The sequence below is a fragment of the Shewanella atlantica genome (assembly GCF_003966265.1).
In the GTDB taxonomy this organism is placed as follows: Bacteria; Pseudomonadota; Gammaproteobacteria; order Enterobacterales; family Shewanellaceae; genus Shewanella; species Shewanella atlantica.
On the sequence record NZ_RXNV01000001.1, the window covers coordinates 800479 to 823025 of the forward strand.

General features: G+C 46.7%; 20 protein-coding genes and 1 pseudogene. 10 read left to right on the forward strand and 11 right to left on the reverse strand.

Translation table 11 applies throughout. The features are described from left to right. Positions 1-43: 43 nt before the first annotated feature. From aspA to EKG39_RS03455, 3 genes are all read right to left on the reverse strand, one after another. Positions 44-1501 carry an aspartate ammonia-lyase gene (gene aspA / locus EKG39_RS03445; protein ID WP_126504228.1) on the reverse strand — a complete coding sequence of 486 codons (1458 nt, stop codon included), beginning with the start codon at positions 1499-1501 and terminating at the stop codon, positions 44-46. Between the two features lie 324 nt (positions 1502-1825). Continuing rightward, entirely contained in the window at positions 1826-2332 is a 507-nt protein-coding gene (locus EKG39_RS03450; RefSeq protein ID WP_126504230.1) for a hypothetical protein, read from the reverse strand. A gap of 102 nt (positions 2333-2434) precedes the next feature. Beyond that, the gene (locus EKG39_RS03455; RefSeq protein WP_126504232.1) at positions 2435-2653 is read right to left on the reverse strand and encodes a DUF7661 family protein; all 219 of its coding nucleotides are present in this window, start codon (positions 2651-2653) and stop codon (positions 2435-2437) included. 336 nt (positions 2654-2989) lie between these two features. Between EKG39_RS03455 and EKG39_RS03460 the strand changes: the two are divergent. From EKG39_RS03460 to nhaD, 3 genes and pseudogenes are all read left to right on the forward strand, one after another. Next, positions 2990-3440: pseudogene (locus EKG39_RS03460) on the forward strand (aspartate carbamoyltransferase); the annotation flags it as partial. Between the two features lie 68 nt (positions 3441-3508). After that, entirely contained in the window at positions 3509-4795 is a 1287-nt protein-coding gene (hemL, locus tag EKG39_RS03465) for a glutamate-1-semialdehyde 2,1-aminomutase (RefSeq protein ID WP_126504234.1), read from the forward strand. Positions 4796-5494: 699 nt separating this feature from the next. After that, positions 5495-6742: a sodium:proton antiporter NhaD gene (gene nhaD / locus EKG39_RS03470; RefSeq protein WP_126504236.1), complete on the forward strand. Its 1248-nt coding sequence runs from the start codon at positions 5495-5497 to the stop codon at positions 6740-6742. A gap of 93 nt (positions 6743-6835) precedes the next feature. On the opposite strand, the gene EKG39_RS03475 is transcribed toward nhaD, so the two are convergent. Then, positions 6836-7870 carry a general secretion pathway protein GspB gene (locus EKG39_RS03475; RefSeq protein WP_126504238.1) on the reverse strand — a complete coding sequence of 345 codons (1035 nt, stop codon included), beginning with the start codon at positions 7868-7870 and terminating at the stop codon, positions 6836-6838. Beyond that, positions 7870-9492: an ExeA family protein gene (locus EKG39_RS03480; protein WP_126504240.1), complete on the reverse strand. Its 1623-nt coding sequence runs from the start codon at positions 9490-9492 to the stop codon at positions 7870-7872. The genes EKG39_RS03475 and EKG39_RS03480 overlap by 1 nt, the downstream gene beginning before the upstream one ends. Before the next feature lie 210 nt (positions 9493-9702). Here EKG39_RS03480 and EKG39_RS03485 point away from each other — a divergent pair, with 210 nt between their 5' ends. Both EKG39_RS03485 and EKG39_RS03490 read left to right on the forward strand, forming a co-directional pair. Beyond that, positions 9703-10944, forward strand: coding sequence for a multifunctional CCA addition/repair protein (locus EKG39_RS03485; RefSeq protein WP_126504242.1), 1242 nt, complete (start codon positions 9703-9705; stop codon positions 10942-10944). Between the two features lie 221 nt (positions 10945-11165). Further along, on the forward strand, positions 11166-11432 hold the full coding sequence (locus EKG39_RS03490) for an Lpp/OprI family alanine-zipper lipoprotein (protein WP_012141430.1): 267 nt from the start codon (positions 11166-11168) through the stop codon (positions 11430-11432). A gap of 325 nt (positions 11433-11757) precedes the next feature. Here the strand turns inward: EKG39_RS03490 and EKG39_RS03495 are convergent, their stop codons facing one another. From EKG39_RS03495 to folB, 5 genes are all read right to left on the reverse strand, one after another. Next, positions 11758-12759, reverse strand: coding sequence for a L,D-transpeptidase family protein (locus EKG39_RS03495; RefSeq protein ID WP_126504244.1), 1002 nt, complete (start codon positions 12757-12759; stop codon positions 11758-11760). 159 nt (positions 12760-12918) lie between these two features. Further along, on the reverse strand, positions 12919-13812 hold the full coding sequence (locus tag EKG39_RS03500; protein ID WP_126504246.1) for a putative RNA methyltransferase: 894 nt from the start codon (positions 13810-13812) through the stop codon (positions 12919-12921). Between the two features lie 51 nt (positions 13813-13863). Beyond that, positions 13864-14664, reverse strand: coding sequence for an undecaprenyl-diphosphate phosphatase (locus EKG39_RS03505; RefSeq protein WP_126504248.1), 801 nt, complete (start codon positions 14662-14664; stop codon positions 13864-13866). Positions 14665-14761: 97 nt separating this feature from the next. Further along, positions 14762-15259 carry a 2-amino-4-hydroxy-6-hydroxymethyldihydropteridine diphosphokinase gene (folK, locus tag EKG39_RS03510; RefSeq protein WP_126504250.1) on the reverse strand — a complete coding sequence of 166 codons (498 nt, stop codon included), beginning with the start codon at positions 15257-15259 and terminating at the stop codon, positions 14762-14764. Beyond that, complete coding sequence (gene folB / locus EKG39_RS03515) at positions 15260-15613, reverse strand: dihydroneopterin aldolase (RefSeq protein WP_126504252.1); 354 nt, start codon at positions 15611-15613, stop codon at positions 15260-15262. A gap of 307 nt (positions 15614-15920) precedes the next feature. Here folB and plsY point away from each other — a divergent pair, with 307 nt between their 5' ends. Beyond that, the gene (gene plsY, locus EKG39_RS03520; protein WP_126504254.1) at positions 15921-16523 is read left to right on the forward strand and encodes a glycerol-3-phosphate 1-O-acyltransferase PlsY; all 603 of its coding nucleotides are present in this window, start codon (positions 15921-15923) and stop codon (positions 16521-16523) included. A gap of 275 nt (positions 16524-16798) precedes the next feature. Here the strand turns inward: plsY and tsaD are convergent, their stop codons facing one another. Beyond that, positions 16799-17812 (reverse strand): tRNA (adenosine(37)-N6)-threonylcarbamoyltransferase complex transferase subunit TsaD, encoded by a 1014-nt coding sequence (gene tsaD, locus EKG39_RS03525; RefSeq protein WP_126504709.1) that lies wholly within the window; start codon positions 17810-17812, stop codon positions 16799-16801. 283 nt (positions 17813-18095) lie between these two features. Here tsaD and rpsU point away from each other — a divergent pair, with 283 nt between their 5' ends. The 4 genes from rpsU (at position 18096) to rpoD (ending at position 22544) form a co-directional block, all read left to right on the forward strand. After that, entirely contained in the window at positions 18096-18311 is a 216-nt protein-coding gene (gene rpsU, locus EKG39_RS03530) for a 30S ribosomal protein S21 (RefSeq protein WP_012141422.1), read from the forward strand. Between the two features lie 6 nt (positions 18312-18317). Next, entirely contained in the window at positions 18318-18761 is a 444-nt protein-coding gene (locus tag EKG39_RS03535; RefSeq protein ID WP_126504256.1) for a GatB/YqeY domain-containing protein, read from the forward strand. 97 nt (positions 18762-18858) lie between these two features. Further along, the gene (gene dnaG / locus EKG39_RS03540; protein ID WP_126504258.1) at positions 18859-20580 is read left to right on the forward strand and encodes a DNA primase; all 1722 of its coding nucleotides are present in this window, start codon (positions 18859-18861) and stop codon (positions 20578-20580) included. Positions 20581-20711: 131 nt separating this feature from the next. Beyond that, a complete protein-coding gene (gene rpoD / locus EKG39_RS03545; RefSeq protein WP_185817510.1) occupies positions 20712-22544 on the forward strand; it encodes an RNA polymerase sigma factor RpoD in 1833 nt (610 codons plus the stop codon). Positions 22545-22547 lie beyond the last annotated feature (3 nt).

Below are 22547 nucleotides of genomic sequence, written 5' to 3' on the forward strand. Positions count from 1 at the left end.
CGCGACGTGAACGATTTTCTAACTTCGAAGCGATAAACCTGTGTTAACCAGATGTGACCTGAGCGAAACGTTGCGCCTTGTACTTAGGGTTCATCAGATTTTCTATAGAGAAGATCTCATCGAGTTGCTCTGGCGATAATAAGCCGCGCTCTAATACGACCTCACGTACACTCTTGCCGGTTTCGGCGCAGATTTTACCTATGATATCTCCCTCATGATGACCAATAAATGGATTCAGATAGGTGATGATCCCGATGGAGTTAAGCACAAAATCCTGACACACCTGACGGTTCGCGGTGATCCCTTCGATACACTTACCTTTAAGCGTCACACAAGCATTTTCCAGCAATGACAAGGACTCAAACAGAGATTGACCGATAACGGGCTCCATCACATTCAACTGCAGTTGTCCCGCCTCCGCCGCCATGGTGACGGTGAGATCGTTACCGCATACCTTAAAGGCCACCTGATTCACCACCTCAGGGATAACCGGGTTCACTTTGGCAGGCATGATAGATGAGCCGGCCTGCATCTCTGGCAAGTTAATCTCATTTAAGCCGGTACGGGGTCCGGAGGATAACAGGCGAAGGTCATTACAGATCTTAGATAACTTAACCGCGAATCGCTTCAGCGAACTGGACAACATCACATAGGCGCCACAATCTGAGGTCGCTTCGACTAAGTCTTCGGCAGGAACGAAGGGGTGACTGGTGATCTCGGCCAGCTTTTCGATGGCCAACTCTGAATACCCGGCAGGCGTATTCAAGCCGGTGCCAATCGCCGTGGCGCCTAAGTTGATCTCCAGCAGCAACTCCTGACAGCGCTTAATGCTCTTAATCTCTTCTCGCAACGTGATACCAAAGGCACGAAATTCCTGGCCTAAAGTCATAGGCACAGCGTCCTGCAACTGAGTACGGCCCATCTTAAGCACATCACTAAACTCTTCAGACTTGGCCAGAAAAGCCTCAATGAGCAGAGTGAGCGCAGATAACACGGTATTAGTACGTTCAAACAGGGCAACACGAAAGCCTGTGGGGTAGGCATCGTTAGTACTCTGACTCTTATTCACATGATCGTTAGGGTTAATATGTTGGTAATCTCCCTTCACATGCCCCATCTGCTCCAATGCAATGTTAGCGATCACTTCGTTGGTGTTCATATTCACCGATGTCCCGGCGCCGCCCTGAAAAGCGTCGATAGGAAACTGGTCGTAGAAGCGATCGCTGGCCAACAAGGTGTCACAGGCTCTGACAATAGCAGCGGCAATATCCTGAGAGATAGTACCTAACTGTCCATTGGCCATCGCGGCCGCCTTTTTAGTCTTTACCATGCCACGAACAAACTCGACACAATCACCAATCTTTTCATTGCTGATCTCGAAATTCTCCATCGCCCTTAAGGTATGGATCCCATAATAAGCGTCACTGGGGATAGATTTACTTCCCAATAAGTCGGTTTCTGAGCGTGTGTTTTCGGTGAGTTCTGGATACATTACCGTCATTGATTAGTTCTACTTTTTAATTGCGATAAGAAAATCTGAGGTACTGTTTATACATGAGTCATGGCGGGCACTTCAAGGGGAAAACAGCTAAAGATTGGGCTTTTTCAGAATAATACTAATCCAGTTAAATTTCTGCCCCTTCGGCGGAAATTTAACGCTCTGAAGGCTATGGGAAATTGGAAAATAGCGAGCCCCCTAATAGACTCGATAGAGAAAAATATAGATAAGCAAGATATCAAGCAGATTAGACGCCCGGATCATTTCAGTATGATGACGTCTAGGTTAAATTTAGTGTTCCAGGAATCGAGCCGATATTCCCACCGCCTAATTCATCTTGTACCGATTCAGCAGTGTCTTCAATTTAGCTAGTTGCTCGCCCTCCATCATACCTATCGGGATCTTAACCGGCTTGCCCGCAGTGAAGGTAAGAATATAGGTCTCGGAGCTTGAATCTGAATATGACTTTAGCTCGACCTGTTTCAGATCGGCGAGTGTCGATACCATAGGCGCCCCTATGATACGGGTTCGTACTATTTGGGTCTCGTCAAAGTAGAGTCGGTGAGTTCGGTTTTGTACCGCAATGACAACACATAGGACAAAGAAAGCCGCAAACCCCAGGTGTCCAATGACACTATTGGGAGGATCGACAAAAGTTTGTGCCAGCAATATCAAGGCGACTATAGATGCGAACCAGGTGATCCCGGAAACAAAGTGAGACATAGTCACAAGGTCTAAGCCGGAGTATTTCTCATCGTGCTCTTTAATGTATTTCCGCTCCAGATAGATAACCAGCACCAGAGCCAGAGGTATTAAAATATAGAAAAATTGCACAAGACACTCCTTCCTCGTTCTCAACAATAAGTGCCACCCTGACCTGTCGCACTGCATTTAGCACCAGAGTAAACAGTCTAAACCAAAGACCTCAGCTACAGTTTAACTTAAGAGGCGCACATGAGGATGACTTTCACTGGCATGCTCGTGAAAGATATCATCTAAATAGATAGCTAACTCATCTTGTTTCAAATGAGGCGGGATCACAACATCAAACACTCGGGTTCGCATTCCCATCCCCGAATCGACAAACAGCAACCACTGCTCATCTTCTCGTCGCACGGACATATTCTTACCAAAAACATCAAATTTAATAAACATCGCGGCGTTCCTTACCTTTAGGCTATAAACCATCACTCATTGACAGTAATCTCGCTTATACCTTGCTCATGCAAGAAAACCATCAAGATAGGGTAAAAATCATACAGAGTCACGGAGTTCGAGGGAGACTTAATAAAAATACTCAACGAAGATTAACATTCACGGTCTGTCATACTGCATTTGCAAACTCTACTTAAAGCAACATTTCACTCATGCCAGCTTAAAGTGATTTAGTATTAAACACATCCAATCGAATGCCCTATATCAGAGCTGCCTCACAGCCATTTATTCATCCAAATGAGTCATGGTATGAGGCTAGAAGTTAGGCCCTACGGTCATTCACTCTCTCGTTTGCTATATATGTATAAAGATTTGAGTTTTACTCCTGTTTCGCCTAAACAGTTGTCAATGCCTGACTATGTGATCGGTGACATTGAAAATGCTGGGCAAAAGATCACAATAACAAACCAACTTGAAGACAATTTAGATCAGACTGATATACTCTACCTGACTCGCATTCAGGAAGAGCGATTTCCTTCATAAGAAAAGCGAACAAGTATCGCGGTAAATATCGTCTCAATCGCAATATTTACCACAGCATTGCAAGTCAAACACTGTGATCATGCATCTGCTACCTAGAGACTCGCGCAAGCAAGCCAATGAACTGGACAATGACCTTAATAGTCATCCTAATTTGGCCATCTTTAGATTGGCAGATAACAGACTTTTGATCTGCATGGCGCTGTTTGCACTGACACTCGGAGTTGACGCGCAACTCAAACTGTAAGAGTGTCCGGTTAATTGATATTCACGAAAAGCCGATTTTAATTTGGCGACTGACTTTAAGGATTAATAATGACCCGTTCCGACACCCTATTTGAACAGGCTAAAAAAACCATCCCAGGTGGTGTTAACTCACCAGTACGTGCATTCAACGGTGTAGGTGGTTCACCACGCTTCATCGAAAAAGCTGATGGCGCATATATCTATGACGCCGACGGTAAAGCCTACATCGACTACGTTGGCTCTTGGGGCCCTATGATCTTAGGTCATAATCACCCTAAAATTCGTGAAGCGGTTTTAAAAGCTGTTGAAAATGGCCTTTCATTTGGCGCCCCGACTGAACTTGAAGTCACCATGGCTGAAAAAGTCATCGAGATGGTACCTTCGATGGAGCAGGTCCGTATGGTAAGCTCAGGTACTGAAGCGACCATGAGTGCGATTCGTCTGGCACGTGGTTTCACCAGCCGTGACAAAATCCTTAAGTTTGAAGGCTGTTACCACGGCCACGCTGACTGTCTATTGGTTAAAGCCGGTTCTGGCGCACTAACCTTAGGTCAGCCAAGCTCTCCCGGTATTCCGGAAGATTTTGCTAAGCACACGCTAACCGCTACTTATAACAACCTCGAGTCAGTTAAGGAGCTGTTTGAACAGTACCCTGAAGAGATCTCTTGTATCATTCTTGAGCCCGTTGCCGGCAACATGAACTGCATTCCACCGGTAGAAGGTTTCCTCGAAGGCCTTCGTGCTATCTGTGATCAGTACGGCGCATTGATGATTATCGATGAAGTGATGACTGGATTCCGCGTATCTAAGAGCGGTGCTCAGGGTCACTATGGCGTAACTCCTGACTTGACTACCCTTGGTAAGGTGATCGGTGGCGGCATGCCAGTAGGCGCTTTCGGTGGCCGTAAAGATGTAATGCAGTTTATCGCACCAACAGGTCCTGTATACCAGGCTGGTACGCTATCGGGTAACCCAATCGCCATGTCGGCGGGTCTTGCTCAGATGGATGCACTTTGTGAAGAAGGCGTTTACGAAGAGTTAGCGGCTAAGACTAAGCGTATCGCAGAAGGCTTCAAGGCTGCGGCGAATAAGCACGGCATCCCAATGTCAATTAACTACGTTGGCGGTATGTTCGGATTCTTCTTCACCGAACAGGAAAAAGTAACCTCGTTTGAGCAAGTCACTAAGTGCGATGCAGACAAGTTCCCAATCTTCTATCACGGCATGTTAGATGAAGGTGTATACCTTGCTCCTAGTGCCTATGAAGCAGGTTTCCTCTCTATGGCCCATGGTGAGAAAGAGCTTGAAGAGACACTAGCGGCAGCCGAACGCGTATTTGCTAAAATGGCTAAGTAACTGAAAAGTAATTAATGATTGTCAGTATCCTGACAAAAGTTGATTAATTAAAGGGATGCCTTTGGTGTCCTTTTTTATTGCCTGTTCCTTGTTGCCTGAGCCTTGCAGGCAGAAGCAGGCTTCCCCTATCTTTAAGCCCATGGTGAGAAAGAGCTGGAAGAAACATTAGCGGCAGCCGAGCGTGTGTTTGCAAAAATGGCTAAGCAACTGAAAAGTAATTAATGATTGTCAGCATCCTGACAAAAGTTGATTAATTAAAGGGACGCCTCTGGTGTCCTTTTTTATTGCCAGTTCCTTGTTGCCTGAGCCTTGCTGGCAGAAGCAGGCTTCCCCTATCTATAAGCCCATGGTGAGAAAGAGCTGGAAGAAACATTAGCGGCAGCCGAGCCGTGTATTCGCTAAGATGGCTAAATAACTGAACAATAGTTATTGTCAGTTGACTGACAATATGTGACTAAAAAGGATGCCTTTGGTATCCTTTTTTATTACCTTCATTTTCTGACATTCGATCACCCACCCCCAGCGCCCGCGCAAGCCGAGGTCACACTTTTATTTAAAACAAGACGTAGTTAACACTTGTTTTATCAATTACTCTATGGCCTAATCCGCTGCGTTATCACACCAAGCTTAATCAAGTCTTAATTTTAGTCACTGTTTGCCTTGCGGGGTAAACGATTAATCTGCTGTAGGAACTGATCTATGCTCTACCTATTCCTGATCTCGCTCGCCGTTTTAGCCCTGTTAAGTATCATATTTGAAGAAGTTACCCATCTGAATAAAGCCAAGACCACGCTTTTTTTTGGTTGTATCTCTTGGGTGGTCTTGTTTATGAGTGCCGGAGACCCCGCTCATGAAAAAATCGTCGAAGCTGAACTCAACGAAAACTTATTGGAGATAGCTACCCTTTGGTTGTTTCTGATGTCGACAATGACGTTCGTTGCCTACCTCAATGCCAAAGGCATGATTCAGATCTTAGTGCAGAAGCTATTCCCTCAGAAAGTATCGGTGAGAGTATTGATGCTGCAGGTGGCCCTGTTCGCGCTGGTCCTATCAGCCATTTGCGACAACGTCACTGCAACCCTGGTATCACTGGGCTTGTTAACCACATTCAAACTCGATAGTCAGATCCGCCGTCGTATGGCAGTACTTATCATCTTTGCCGTTAACTCCGGCGGAGTGGCATTAATTACCGGTGATGTCACCACCTTGATGATCTTCCTCGGCGGACATGTTCAGATGTCTGAGCTGCTGTTGCTATTCATCCCGGCAGCCGTCAGTGTCATGTTATTAGCCGTGCTATTTTCAATGAAGGCCGAAGGCCATGTCAGCACGACACCTATAAAGAGAGAATATCAGAGAGTCGATGTGGTGATTGCGGCGATTTTTTTCTCAACCATTATTGCAACCATGGCATTAAACGTACTCTTTAGCGTTCCACCTGTGCTGACATTTTTGACCGGGCTCTCTGTGATGTTCCTCGTCGGACATAACTCCCGAAGCAATAAAGAGGAGTTACAGATCCTTGAATACATACGTCAGGTCGAGTACGACACCCTGCTCTTCTTCCTCGGAATACTCCTGTTGGTAGGCATGCTAAAAGAGATTGGAACCTTAGACCTACTTACTCAGGTCTATGCTCAGTTCGATCCTAACATTTCAAACTTTGTTACCGGTATTGGCTCGGCGCTACTGGATAACGTGCCACTGACCGCGGCGCTGCTGAAGGCTGAGCCAATACTCAATACCCCGGAGTGGCTGGGGCTGACTTATTCAGTTGGCGTCGGAGGCTCTCTGTTGGTGATAGGTTCGGCGGCGGGGATCATCGCTATGAGTAAGGTAAAAGAACTGACGTTTGTCAGCTACCTTAAGTATGTCCCTGCACTTTTGCTGTGTTATAGCTTAGGCTACGGCTTAACCCTGCTACTGGCATATCACTTCTATGGATAGAGGTGTGAACTATAAGCTATAAGCTATAAGCTATGAGGTTTGAGGTTTGAGGTTTGGTAACTGAAACTAAGATATCAAACCTCGTAATCGCTTCTAGATAGCTGGTACCTTAAACCGGGTACCTTCAATCGCCAGCACCACATCTCTGGGACGTATCTCAATAACCTCTAACTTACCACCAATCATATCGCCTTGTTGTAACTCGGCGCCATCGACATTAAGCCAACGATTATTCGGATCGCTTGCATAAACATGAGCATTAATATTAAATTCCGGCACTTGCAGTTGTAACCCCGCCGGTAACTGACCATATTTAGGTAAATCATCCGCTTTTGGGGTAGGAATAGGGTCGAGTTTAGGCTCTGTCACCGGGCTGGCGACAGACTTTTCTACTTCAACCTCTTTAAGCGCCGCTTCAAATGCCGCTAATAAGTTATTCTTACTCTGGTACTGCTCCTTCTTCTCAGGGGCATCTGACTGAACGGGAGCCTTATTCATTCCTAGTTCAGAAGCAGCCGCATCCACCTGATACTTCAGCGCATCGAGCACCTCTTGCCCTCTGTGGTTACTATTCGCACCTAATATTATCGGCTCTTCAGCCACAGATGAAGATTCCCTTTCAGGGTTCAGTTGAGTCACCTCGACAGCGCTAACCTTTTCCTGCTGTACTCTTCTTTGTTGTACCGTTCCTTGTTGCACAGGTACGGCCTTAGGGTAACGACTCTCAACAGCGACAAGCTTGGTCGGAAGCGCCATAGCTAACGGCAGGGCAACCTTTCCGGCTAATTTAACGTCATTATCACCTGAGGCTGATCTATTCTTTTCAACCTCAGCAGCTCCCTTAAGTTGACCATCGGTGCTTAACGGTACAGAGGAGCGACCTTCTGGAGTTCGGGCTTCGCTCAATAATTGAATAGAGGGAGTGTTGCCCGAAGAGAAGTGACTCGTTGCCAGCCAGACAATGACGACCAACAGGCTCAATATAATCACGATGAGCGACAACATCAGTGTGTTGTTTTTGGGTTTAGAAAAATTATCGTACTGAGCCCTGGGCGTTAACACAGGGTCGAGATCGGACTCCAGCTCCTGTTGTTTAGCCCGCGTGACGGCCTCGAGTAATATGGACATCAGTATTGTCCCTTACTTTCCAGCGAACCTTCTACCAACCTTGGGCCCTGAGCACTCAGATAAAGGTTAAGCTGCACTAAAGTTTGACTGCCGGCAATCGCATCGGCTCTTAAGCCATGTTCACGTTGGAAGCGTTTAAGCTGCTCCTCTAACTGGCTATCGAAGTGGTTAACCAGTCTGGGAACCGTGTTATCGATATGAGCCAAACTGTTCTCTAACCATTGAATTTGCGCCGGGTTGGCCCCCTGGCCAATCTCTCTGGGTTGATCTGAAGGTGCCTGCCAAAGGATCTCGAAGGTGCCGCTGAAATGGCGGGTAAACCAGTCTCGCTCAACCCAAAGCTGTTGTTCATTGAGCTGCAATAACAGCTGCTCTCCCTGTCTGGACACTACCGTTCCGTAAAAGGCTCGCTGCTCAGCGTCAACCAGATAAACAACCGCTGGAAAGTTTAACCTTATCAATGAATTCCAGTTTCCCTGTTGCTGGAAGCAGGACAAGCCCTGCTGCTCTGCCGACTGGCAGGCAGTTAGCCCGATATAGGGCACCTTGCCCCACAGGCCAAGAATGCTGGCATAGGCAGAGTCTATGCTACGGCTGCTATCTATCGCACCGTTAAGCACCCGCTGACTCGAACTAAGCTTTGTGGTAGTCACTTTTGCACTACTCTCTTGTTGAGCCGCTTGAGGCACTTGCAGACTCTCGACTCCCTTCGGTGAAGTCAGATTCACTTGATTAAATATCAGGTAACCCAGCACGCAAGTTAAACCAATAGCGGTAGCCACACCCAAGGGAAGCAGATAGTTAGTCTGCTTAATATCTTCGCCCAATACTTCGGCCGAGGCAGAGGTCACCATTTTATGGTCAATAGGCACTTTAGACTGGGCATAGCCGGCCATCAATGCACGCTCACACAGAAGGTTAATCAGTCTCGGAATACCACCACTGTATTTATGCAATGCCTTTATAGAGCGGCGGTTGAAAAGGGGTTCATGTCGACCTGCGACTTGCAGCCGGTGCTGAACATACAGACCCACCTCTTCGGGAGTCAGAGGAAGCAGGTGATAACGGGCAGTGATCCTCTGTGCCAGCTGACGCAGCTCCTGCCGTCTTAACAGCTGTTGTAATTCCGGCTGTCCGATAAGGATCACCTGGAGTAACTTCTTCGTATCCGTTTCTAAATTGGTCAGCAGACGCAGCTGCTCAAGCACTTCGGCTCGCAGATGCTGTGCTTCATCGATGATAAGAACCGTATTGCGCCCTTTCTCGTGATTGGCCAGTAAGAAACTACTCAGTAGATCGGTCAGCTGTTTCAGGCTGGGATCCTTCTCATATTCAATAGAGAGTTCATCACACAGGGTGGCCAGAAGCTCTAGCTCGGTGAGAGAAGGGTTGAGAATAAACGCCGTATCGGTATTTTCCGGTAATTGGTTCAGCAGACAGCGGGAAACGGTGGTTTTTCCTGTCCCAACTTCACCGGTCAAGAGTACAAAGCCACCGGTTTCTCCCAGCCCGTAAGTCAAATGAGCCAGCGCCTCACGGTGCCTGTCACTGAGGAAGAGATAATGGGGGTTGGGTGCGATAGAAAAGGGGTTATCGCTTAATCCAAAAAACGCCTTGTACATGCAGCTATCTATCCTTATACCGATAAAGATTTAAAAAACAGTTAAAACTAAAGCTAACGGCCCGGCATGTCAAAAAATGCGGGGAAAAATGAGGTCAATAGACGTATATTTTACAAATGAAGTCGACTCAATCGGGTTTTGTTGCGGCTCGATAGACAATGCGTGATAATCTTGAATTAGTCTCACCTGTGTAACAAAAGCGAATTAATAGTGAAATTCTACCTCGTCGGCGGCGCCGTTCGCGATAACCTGCTTAACCTTACAGTCAAAGATCGCGATCATATGGTCGTCGGTGCAACCCCGGAGCAGATGCTCGAGATGGGATATCGCCAGGTCGGCAAAGACTTCCCCGTATTCTTACATCCTGAGACCCAGCAGGAGTATGCTCTGGCCCGTACGGAGCGTAAAACCGGTGTCGGTTATGGAGGCTTTAGCTGCCATGCCAGCCCGGATGTCACCCTGGAGGAGGATCTGCTCAGGCGCGATCTCACCATCAACGCCATAGCTCAAGATGAGCAGGGGCAGTTATACGATCCCTATGGCGGCGTCGACGATATTAACAATAGAGTATTGAGGCATGTCTCCGATGCCTTCGTCGAAGATCCCCTGAGGGTGCTCAGAGTGGCACGCTTTGCCGCGCGTTTTCATCGACAAGGCTTCACCATTGCAGACGAAACACTGGCGCTGATGACTCAAATCAGCCGCAGCGGTGAACTTGAGGCCCTGACTGCCGAACGGGTTTTTCTGGAATTAGATAAGGCCTTAGCAACTGATAGCCCTCACCTGTTTATTCATGTACTCAATCAGTGCGATGCGCTGGCCATCTTGTTTCCGGAGATCCATGCCCTGTTCGGTGTGCCTCAACCGGTAAAATGGCACCCGGAGATAGACACAGGCATACATACCCTGATGGTGTTAGAACAGGCCGCGAAGCTGAGTAATGATAACGCGGTGCGATTTGCAGCTTTGGTTCACGATCTGGGCAAAGCCTTAAGCCCGAAAGAGCACCTGCCCAAACATCACGGTCATGGTCAAAAGGGCTTGGCCCTTATCAAGGCGCTTTGTGCCAGAGTCAGGGTACCCAATGACTATAGAGATCTGGCTCTGCTCGTCAGCGACCTTCATCAGAACATTCACCAGATTGAGGAGTTAAGGCCCGACACCTTAGTTAAGATATTCGATAAGGCCGATCTGTGGCGCAAACCCGAACGACTCGAGCAGATTGCTCTCGCCTGTGAAGCCGATGCCAAGGGACGGTTAGGCCAGGAAGATTGGGCCTACCCACAAGCCGATTACTTCAAACAATGTTTTATGGCTGCGAACAAGGTTGAAGTAAAGCCCATCATAGACGCGGGCTTTAAAGGAGCAGAGATTAAAGCTCAGTTGCAGTTAAAACGCATTGAAACTGTCGCAGAAATAAAACAAAGCTTTAATCAAACGATTTCACATTAGGCTCACTTTGAATACAACAACGGGCTTATTTGCATAAAACTTCGAACTAATGCTTGAAAATTAGTCATTGAACTTGCATTTAAGCCGATATTCGCTAATGTATTCAAACCTAAGGGTGAAAATTCATAGCAAAATAAAATAGCTATGACATAATTAACATGTTGCAGGCGTATTTTGCGGCTGTTCCATTTCAATCCAACCTAATTTAAAGGGATTTCCCAATGAACAAAAAAGTACTGATGATTGCTGGTGTAGCAATGACTGCCCTTCTAGGTGGCTGTGCAAACACTACTGCTCTTGAAGAAAGCGTAGCTAACCTTGGCAACAAAGTTGACCAACTATCATCTGAAGTTAGCTCTCTGAAGTCAGAGCAAGGTGCTCTTTCTGCAGACGTTAAAGATGCAAAAGCAGCTGCTATGGACGCACAAGCAGAAGCTAAGCGCGCAAATGATCGTCTTGACAACGTTGCTTCTTCTTACAAGAAGTAATTTGTCTGTATCGGCAATGCGTCAGTGTTGCCGATATCTCTCCCCCCCTCATAACTTTCCAGTCTACTTCCAACATAACAGTTAAAAACCTAAGCAATTCTCCTCAAGTATCTCTTGGCACTAAAACTTGTCGCTTACAACCCAAGCACTCAAGCTGGTTCAAACTCTCTAATAAATGAGCTCAGAATAACGATCGTCGCCTCAAGCATTTACCCGTTTTAAGCCAATAAAAAAGCGCCCACTTGGGACGCTCTGTTCACGTAAACCTTGCTAATAGCAATTAACAAAGGCTATAGCTGGCTAAGAGCTATAAACTGGCTGAGGGCTATAAACTGGCTGATGGCTCATTTTCGCTGACGCTAGATTCGGCGCTGGCGGCTGATTCAATATCCATGGAGGGGGTGATACTGTCTGAGTCATCCATTGAGCTAATATTTACCGGTAAACCATTTTGAGTTAATAGCGCATCATTGGCTTTAAAGCTATCGATCCCGTCCTGGCTAATAAATTTCACTATCCCCGCCTTCATAGAAACGACCTTCTCACGCGTTTTATCAGACTCTGACTTAGAAAGTGCCGAATGCACTTCGATGATCTGACTTCCGTCGGGCTCAGAGGAGATCTTAACGGTTTCATTGATCACTCTCACCGAATCTCCATATTTTGCCTGATGGAACAACCATTCAATATCGTCAGGATTTAAACGTACACAGCCGGAGCTGACACGCATGCCGACACCAAAATCTTTATTGGTACCATGAATGAGATAACTGCCGTCTCCGTGAGAGAGCTGCATGGCATACTTACCTAATGGATTGTCTGGTCCTGCCGGCACGACGCGCGGCAACACTTCACCGCGTTCGATAAGATGATCACGGCGTATACTCGCCGGAGGCGTCCAGCTAGGGTTGGGGATCCTTGACTTAATCTTAGTCACCATCTCAGGAGTTTCACGACCTACACGCCCAATGCCCACAGGGAAAACATGCACCTCTTTACCATTTGTCGGAAAATAATAGAGACGAAGTTCAGGCAGGTTAATCACTATCCCTTTTCTCGGTACATCGGGAAGCAACATCTGAGTCGGGATGACAAGCTTAGAACCCACAGCCGGAAGAAACGGATCGACACCCGGGTTTGTCTCCATCAACTCCAGAATACCTATGTTGTACTCTTTCGCTATGGTTTGAAAATAGTCGCCCTGCTCTACCACATGCTCCTGGACTTCACCGATAAGACGGCTGCCCTTCTCTGGCAATGGGTATACATTCGCCAGGGTCACTGCAGGAATTAAGCTTAAGATGAACCACATCATTACTCGCATCATCGGTATTTCTACTTCCTGTTCTGTTTAAATAATTTTACTTTCTTCGTTGTTACTCACACTTCTTTGATATCCAGTGCTGAGCAAGAAGCGATTACATTACCTGAGTCTAAAGATTAACCTGAGCGCTCGCTAATGCCCAGAAGAAAACGCCCACTGTCATTATCTCTTCTTCGACAAGGTGATAACAAAGTCGATCTCTAACGCCTCAAACGACGCGGCAGCTATCTGCTTACGCACCTTGTCATTGGCTCGCCACGCATAAGGAGTCATCTCCAGTAGCGCTAAAGCCTGATTACCATCAACAGCAAGTTTAAAGCTGACACGCTCGGTTTGAAGCAGCTCCAGTTCACCAGATTGAGGAATATTAAGCGATTTCTCCTGCATATCAGGATAGATATATTCTTTGAGCTGCCATAGATGACGAGGAGCCGGAGACACCTGGACCAAGAGACCACCTGGTTTTAATACCCTAATCAACTCTTTACCTTTGAGCTGCTTATCAATCAGAGTCACGAGATCTAAACTCTCACTAGCAAGAGGCAACTTCTTCAAGGTACTGACAATAAAGGTCGTGTCTGACTCTGCATCACTGTCAGGCATATCATCGGCAGTTAGTTTGGCTCTCGCCTCGGACTGAATTTTAGCGGCAGAGAAGAGTGCATTCTCAGCCTCGGTTATCCCATAAGAGTTCAGCCTCTTGGCAAGTGACTTACCTTCGCCACTCTGAGCAAGCTTAGCTTTGAGCTCACGCAGGTAATATCCTTCTCCGCAATCATAGTCGAGGTAATTAACCTCTCCTTCGTTCAACTCTGCTGCGTTGAGCAAAGCTGCAAGCTTTTCGACCACCGGCATAAAAATACCCGACTCTAACAGGAACCGTTTGGCGCGCATTACCTGTCTGGAATCGATCTGCGGCTTCTTAGCTTGGCTAAAGATCCAGTAACCATTGGTGCTTTTATCAAAGTGGTGTTTCTTAGAACAATGCAGCCCCCCAGACTCCTCATGAATTAACAGAGGTTGGTCACATACAGGGCATAAGTAGATACTTTTCATAATTTCTCTTTCAATAACGATGAGCACAGGGTTCTTCGTAAAATAGTCGGCTTAAGCAAACAGAAATGCACAGAGTATTGCGCCTAATACCAAACGGTAGATAACGAAAGGAGTCATCCCCATGCGGCTGATAAGTTTCAAAAACAGATGAATACAAGTATAGGCCGCAACGAATGACACGATAATCCCCAAAGACAAGGCCTGGTAATCTATCGCCAATCCACTCGATAAAAGATCTTTAGTCACCAATATGGCCGCACCTAAACTAACCGGAACAGACATCAAGAATGAAAATCGGGCAGCGGCCTCACGGCTGAGTCCCAGCATTAATGCGGCGGTGATCGTTGCTCCCGAGCGCGACGTTCCCGGAATGAGTGCCATAGCCTGGGCGATACCGATAACCAATGCCTTTTTCCAACCGACCTGAAATTCTGTAAACCCCGGTCTGAACATCCTATCCGCCCACCATAGAAGCAAGCCAAACACTATCGTGGTTGTCGCGATGACAGCGGTATTTCTTAAGTAAGTTTCAATAAAGTCTTTTGCGGTGAAACCGACAATAACGGCCGGAATGGTCGCAAGAATGATCCACCAGGAAAGTTTGCTCTCATCGGTCTGTTTCCGGGTGATAATACTGTCGGTCCAGGCTCTGAACATAGACCACAGCTCATGCCTGAAATACATAACCACGGCAAGCAAGGAGCCTGTATTTACCGCGACATCGAATGACAAACCTTGATCTTCCCAGCCCAGAAGTTGCGACGGTAAAATGAGATGAGCAGAGCTGGAGATAGGTAAGAACTCAGTCAAGCCCTGAATAAGGGCCAAGACTATGACCTGAAAGGTATCCATAGTTATCCTTTAAAAATAATATCTGAAACGTAAAAACAATTGTGAAAAATAAAACTGTCTCTGAAAAAAAACCTGAGCTGAAACAGAAAATCGATGCTTAAGACGGTGCCCAGACAAACGGAACCGGCCAAAGTTTTTGCTCTGTTTTGTCATACTCATCCCACAGAGCTTGGTAGCTTAGCTCTAATACGGGATGTAACAAATCCGGGGCAACCTCAGCCATTGGCCAGAGCACAAATGCATTTTTGGTGATTTCGGCTCTTGGAAGCTCGACAGGAGCTTGGGTAACGACATCATCATAAAGCAGCAGATCGAGATCTAATGTTCTGGGTGCAAACTTTTTGGCTCCGACCAGACGACCATGATTGCGCTCTATACTTTTAAACAGGCTCACGACCTCTGAAATACTCAGACTGGTATCGACCGCTACAACCATGTTCAAGAAGTTACTACCATCGAACCCTACTGCTTCACTGTCATAAACAGATGAGAGTGTAAGCTCCCCAAAATGGTAACTAAGCTCACTTAAGGCAGCCTTAAGGTAGCGCTGCGGTTCAATATTACTGCCTAAACTGATAAAGACTCGCGCGGACATCTAGCACTGACCCCGCTCGATTTCGACACCCACTGCAGCGGCGCTCGGTACGGCTCCGGGTTTCATGACGGTCACCTTCACCCAAGGCACATCGAACTCGGTCATTAAGCAGTTAGCGGTCATCTCGGCTACCGTTTCGATCAATTCAATCGGCTTTTCGGTGATTAAAGCTGTGAGGCGGTTAGAAACCGTTTCATAGCAGAGTGCATGTTGGTAATCATCACTCGCCGCAGCGGGTTTGTTATCCCAGGCCATATCGAGATCGATAAGTAAGCTTTGGTGGATCTTTTTTTCCCACTCATAAACTCCGATAACAGTTTCAATCTTTAACTGTCGTATTAAAACCCTGTCCATGACATCTCCGAATGTGAATTCTCTCTATGACGGTTTCTGATTTTTTATTTCATGAAGCCATAGATTTTTGGTCATTTACCACTGAGGTCAGATAAGCTAAATCGAATAAAGAGGATATAATCCGAATCTTATCAGTGATATTGTTCGTTCTCTCTTTCTAACGGGTTCAAACCCAAGTAGGATAAGCCTCTAAAGAGAGATTTTACTGCCCGGATATTCCCTTAATTACGACCGAGTAATAAAGAGGAAATATTGGGTAAAGTTTATTGTGGCGCGATGATACCTTAAGAAGGGTAAGGAAACCAATTTGACCATAACAGCACTCACTCTGGGAATGATATTGGCCGCCTATTTGGCCGGTTCGATCTCCAGTGCTGTACTTGTGTGTCGATTGCGTCGCTTACCCGACCCAAGAACTGAGGGGTCCGGCAACCCCGGTGCAACGAATGTGCTGCGAATAGGTGGCGCCAGCTCGGCCGCCATGGTGCTATTTTTTGATATGCTCAAAGGTGCCCTCCCCGCTTATCTCGCATTCAGGTTAGGCATAGATCATGTCGCACTCGGCGTTATCGCTATTGCAGCCTGCTTAGGCCATATTTTTCCCATCTTCTTCAAGTTTAAGGGTGGTAAAGGGGTTGCAACCGCATTCGGTGCCATGGCCCCTATCGGCCATGAACTTGCTCTGGCATTGATGGCGACCTGGATCCTAATGGTACTAATCAGCCGTTATTCATCCCTGGCAGCCATCACAACGGCAATACTCGCCCCCGTCTATACCTGGTTTTTAGATGAGAGATTTACCATTCCCGTCGCCATGCTATCGACCTTAATCCTTATTCGCCATCGGGATAACATACACAGATTGCTCAAAGGCGAAGAAACGAAGGTATCGCGGAAGAAAAAGAGCTAAGAAAGTTGCGAGTTGCGAGTTGCGAGTTGCGAGTTGCGAGTTGCGAGTTGCGAGTTGCGAGTTGCGAGTTGCGAGTTGCGAGTTGCGAGTTGCGAGTTGCGAGTCAAAAGTATGCGGTTCAATAGATGATAAATAAAGCCGAAAGACGCTAAAACCTCAAGTCCTAAGTTCTAAGTTCGAGTTCTTCAAACATAAAAAAACACCCCGCCTGAAAACAGACGAGGTGTTTACTAATGACTTACAGCTTACACCTTAAGATTTTTCGCTCCTCAGGATCATACCGCGGGCAGCGTATCCAGTGGCCAGCGAGGCTCACCCTTAACTTCTAAGTCTTCTATCTGACCGGCCTTAAGTCGTTGTAAACCGGCATAGGCAATCATGGCACCGTTATCGGTACAGAATTCCCCGCGAGGATAATAAACTTGACCGCCCTGGGCCTGCATGGTCTCGGCCAAGGTTGTACGTAAACGAGCATTGGCGCTCACACCACCGGCAACGACTAAACGCTTATAACCCGTCTGCTTCAGTGCACGGCGACACTTGATGGAAAGAGTATCGACCACAGCTTCTTCAAAGGCGCGGGCAATGTTAGCGCGCGTCTGTTCATCATCGGGTTCCTTGGCAATGGTATTGGCCGCAAATGTCTTAAGCCCCGAGAAACTGAAATCGAGTCCAGGTCTGTCGGTCATAGGACGAGGAAAACGATAATGTCCTGTCTCTCCCTTTGCTGCGAGCTTTGACAAACGCGGCCCGCCCGGATAATCGAGTCCCATCAGTTTTGCTGTTTTGTCGAATGCTTCACCGGCGGCGTCATCGACTGACTCACCGAGCACTTCATATCGACCAATTCCCTCTACGCCGACCAGCATCGAGTGTCCACCGGAGACAAGCAGCGCTAAGAAAGGGAACTCAGGCACATCATCTTCAAGCATAGGTGCGAGCAAATGACCTTCCATATGGTGCACACCGACAGCAGGCTTTCCCCAAGCATAGGCTAACGAACGGCCCACACAGGCACCAACAAGTAGGGCTCCGACAAGTCCAGGGCCCTTGGTATAAGCAACACCATCGATATCATCTAAGGTACAATTTGCATCGGCAAGCGCTTGCTTCACCAATGGAACAATCTTTCTTACATGATCTCTGGAAGCCAGCTCAGGGACGACTCCGCCGTAATCGGCATGAAGTTTTACCTGACTATATAATGTATGAGACAACAAGCCCTGCTCGTCATCAAAAACAGCGACCCCTGTTTCATCGCAAGATGTTTCAATACCTAAAACCCGCATCATATCCCGTCAAACTGTCATAAAAGGCTGCTAATTCTACCTCCTGTGCTTTAATTATACCAATAGACTTAATCATTCTATTCTCATCAGATAGAATTAAGGGATCGCACCTACATGAGGCAGGATCTGAAAAAAGATCAATTTACCAGAAAGATCTTAGAATAGGATCGCAATAGGGGCTTTACAAAAGGTGTTAAGTCGGTATAGAATTCCGCACCATTTTTAAATTAACTTGGGTCAAGTGATTGACTCATTACAAACTACACCTAAGGGGTGATGGCGTATGCCAATAATTAAAGTACGCGATAACGAACCATTTGACGTAGCTCTACGTCGTTTTAAACGCTCTTGTGAAAAAGCCGGTATCTTAGCTGATGTTCGCGCTCGTGAATTCTACGAGAAGCCAACTACTGCACGTAAGCGTGCTAAAGCCGCTGCAATTAAGCGTCTTGCTAAGAAGCTTTCTCGCGAAAATGCGCGTCGCGTACGTTTATACTAATCTCTTATGAGCCTAGTTGATCAGCTAAAAGACCAGATGAAAGAAGCCATGCGTGCCAAAGATAAGGTGCGCTTGGGGACTATTCGTATGGCACTAGCCGCCGTTAAGCAGATTGAAGTGGATACCCGCGAAACTCTGACTGACGACCAAGCTATAGCGGTCTTAACCAAAATGGTTAAACAGCGTCGCGATTCGATTGCACAATATAGTGCGGCCGGACGTGATGAACTAGCAGATATTGAAGCAGCGGAGATTCAAGTTCTTGAACACTTCCTGCCTAAACCTCTTTCCGAAGAGGAAATTGTCTCGCTAGTTGATGCAAGCATTGTTGAAATGGGTGCATCCTCCATGGCGGATATGGGTAAAGTAATGGGAGCGTTAAAACCTAAGGTCTTAGGAAGAGCTGATATGGCGGCAATAGGCGCTATGATCAGAGCTAAACTTAAGTAATTAGTATTTGATGCGTGAATAAGCCGTGCTCTTGCACGGCTTGTTTGTTTATATTGTTTCTGTTTTATCTTCGCGAAAGGCGGCATTTACCAAACTAATGGCGATACCTCGTGATTTTATCAATGAGCTAGTAGCTCGAATCGATATTGTCGATCTTATCGACGCAAAAGTACCCCTGAAAAAGGCGGGTAAGAATCATTCTGCCTGTTGTCCGTTTCACAGCGAAAAATCGCCCTCTTTTACCGTTAGTCGAGATAAGCAGTTTTATCATTGCTTCGGCTGTGGTGCCCATGGAAATGTCATCGACTTTGTCATGGAGTACGACCGACTCGATTTTATCGATGCGATTGAAGATCTCGCTGGCCAATTGGGCGTTGAAGTCCCAAGAGAGCAAGGCACAGGCCCAAAACGCGATGAAGGTTTAAGTCGCGACCTCTACCAGTTAATGGAAGAGGCAAGCCTCTATTTTCAAAGCCAGTTAAGACAACATAATGACAAACAAAAGGTCCTCGATTACTTAACACATCGAGGACTCTCCAATGAAGTGGTTGAACACTTTAATATTGGATTTGCTCCCGATGGATGGAATGGTTTATTAGGCCGTTACCGTCAAAATCAGGATGCACAAGACAAGTTACTTACTGCCGGAATGGTGATTGAGAACGATAATGGCAAACGTTACGACAGATTTCGTGACAGGCTTATGTTCCCCATTCGTGACAGAAGAGGCCGGGTTATCGGTTTCGGTGGCAGAGTTTTAGGCGACGGCACACCAAAGTACTTGAATTCTCCGGAAACGCCCATATTTCATAAGGGCAATGAGCTATATGGACTCTATGAGCTAAAACAGCGCCATAGAGACCCCAAGCAGGTACTCATTGTTGAAGGTTATATGGATGTGGTTGCACTGGCACAATTTGGCGTCGACTATGCGGTCGCCTCTTTGGGGACCTCAACCACAGCAGAGCAATTTCAGCTACTGCTACGCAGCGCTAAAGAAGTGATCTGTTGCTATGACGGGGATAAAGCAGGCGTCGAAGCGGCGTGGCGTGCTCTTGAAACGGCATTACCTTTGCTTAAGCCCGGTAACCAAGTCAAATTTATGTTCCTGCCTGAAGGTGAAGACCCGGACACTATGGTTCGTCAGGTAGGCAAGGAAGTATTCGAAAATCAGGTTAATGATGCGCAGGAACTACCCGAGTTTCTTTTTGAAACCTTAGCCAAGCGATATGGCTCAGATAAAGGGACGTTGGCCAAGCAAGCCATTACTCTGACAGAGAAGATACAAGATACCGTTCTACAAAGTTTATTGCTCGAAAACTTGGCCTATAAACTGGGTATGAACGGTGCGGAAGAGCTAAAGCGGAAACTTGGTTTCTCTTCAAAAGAACAAGTAAAGCCTCTTCAAAATAAAGCGTTAAAAGGACGTGGAACCCCATTGCGATTAGCCATCGCTTTGCTGGTACAACATCCTAGTCTTGGTGAAGGACTGCCAGAACAACCAGCGCTTAAACACCTAAAGATGGCCGGCATTGAACTGCTGATCCTCTTGTTAGACGAAACTCGTGTGAAAGTAAAACACAGCGCACAACTACTTGAGCAGTTCAGGGGCGATAAACAACTCAGCACCCTGAAAAAACTGACCCAATGGGATCATCAAGTGGCGGATGAAAACTTACAGCAAGAGTTTAGAAAAACCCTGATTTGGTTGAACAATCAATATATTGAACAACGTTATCAGGAGTTGAGTCTAAAACAGAACCATACTAAAGAAGAAAGGATTCAGCTGACTAAGCTAATCTCAGTCATAAAAGGCTAAAATTAAGGCAGTTTCTGTCTCAAAAGTAAGCGCTTTGACTGGCACAAGGAAGCGCACAAGGCTATAATTGACGATTTGCGCGGCAATGTTTTGCGCGTCGTTTTAACAGTTACCCAACTTGGATGATATCTATGGAGCAAACTCCTCAGTCGCAACTTAAATTGTTGCTAGCCAAAGGTAAAGAGCAAGGTTACTTAACCTATGCAGAAGTGAACGATCACTTGCCTGCAGATATGGTCGATGCCGACCAGATCGAAGATATTGTCCAGATGATTAATGACATGGGTATTCGCGTCTACGAACAGGCGCCGGATGCTGATGAAATCATGATGTCTGAAGACAGCACCGATGAAGATGCTGCCGAAGAAGCTGCCGCTGCACTTGCCACGGTAGAAGCCGAATTAGGCCGTACAACCGACCCGGTTCGTATGTATATGCGTGAAATGGGTACCGTTGAACTTCTTACCCGTGAAGGCGAAATTGTTATCGCTAAGCGTATTGAAGAAGGGATCAACACGGTTCAAGCCTCGGTTGCCGAGTACCCACAAGCGATCTCGATGATCCTTGAGCAGTTCGATCGCTATGAAGCCGAAGAAGTCAGACTATCTGATATCATCTCAGGCTTTGTCGATCCAAATGCCGATGATGTTGCACCTACGGCGACTCACGTTGGTTCTGAACTCTCTGATGAAGAATTAGATGATGAAGACGATGAAGCTGAAGATGACGAAGATGAAGAGGAAGGTCCAAAAGGTCCGGATCCTGAAGAAGCTAAAGAGCGCTTTACTCAACTAAGAGAAGTGCACGAAAATACACTGAAGGTCATCGCTCTTAAGGGACGTGGCCATCCAGAGTCTACCTTAGCGCTATTTGAAATTGGCGAACTCTTTAAAGAGTTCCGCCTAATGCCTAAGCAGTTCGACCGCTTAGTTAAAAACATGCGCGCTATGATGGACAAGGTTCGTGTTCAAGAACGTCTAATCATGAAGCTTTGTGTTGAACAAGCTAAGATGCCAAAGAAGAATTTCGTTAAGGTATACACCAGCAACGAAAGTAGCATCGAATGGTTTAACGAAGAACTTGCCTCTAAGAAGCCTTATGTCGAAGGTTTAGAGATGGTTGAGCCGGATGTCCGTCGTTGTCGTGCAAAACTTGACGCAATCGAGCAGGAAACCGGTCTTGCGATCGCTTCTATCAAAGATATCAACCGTCGTATGTCAATCGGTGAAGCTAAGGCTCGTCGTGCGAAGAAAGAGATGGTTGAGGCAAACTTACGTCTGGTTATCTCAATCGCTAAGAAGTACACCAACCGTGGTCTACAGTTCCTGGATCTGATCCAAGAAGGTAACATCGGCTTGATGAAAGCGGTAGATAAGTTTGAATACCGTCGTGGTTATAAGTTCTCGACTTATGCGACTTGGTGGATCCGTCAGGCGATCACTCGCTCTATTGCCGATCAGGCAAGAACGATCCGTATCCCGGTTCATATGATTGAGACTATCAACAAGCTTAACCGTATCTCTCGTCAAATGCTTCAAGAGATGGGTCGCGAACCTTCTCCGGAAGAGTTGGCTGAGCGTATGTTAATGCCTGAAGATAAGATCCGTAAGGTATTGAAGATTGCCAAAGAGCCTATCTCCATGGAAACCCCTATCGGTGATGACGAAGATTCGCACTTAGGTGATTTCATCGAGGATACAACCCTCGAACTTCCATTGGATTCTGCGACTGGCGAAAGCTTGAAGAACGCAACTCACGAAGTACTTGCAGGCCTAACAGCCCGTGAAGCAAAAGTACTGCGTATGCGTTTCGGTATCGATATGAACACTGACCATACACTTGAAGAAGTTGGTAAGCAGTTCGACGTTACCCGTGAGCGTATTCGTCAGATTGAAGCGAAGGCACTGCGTAAATTACGCCACCCTTCACGCTCAGAGATATTGAAATCCTTCCTGGACGAGTAATTC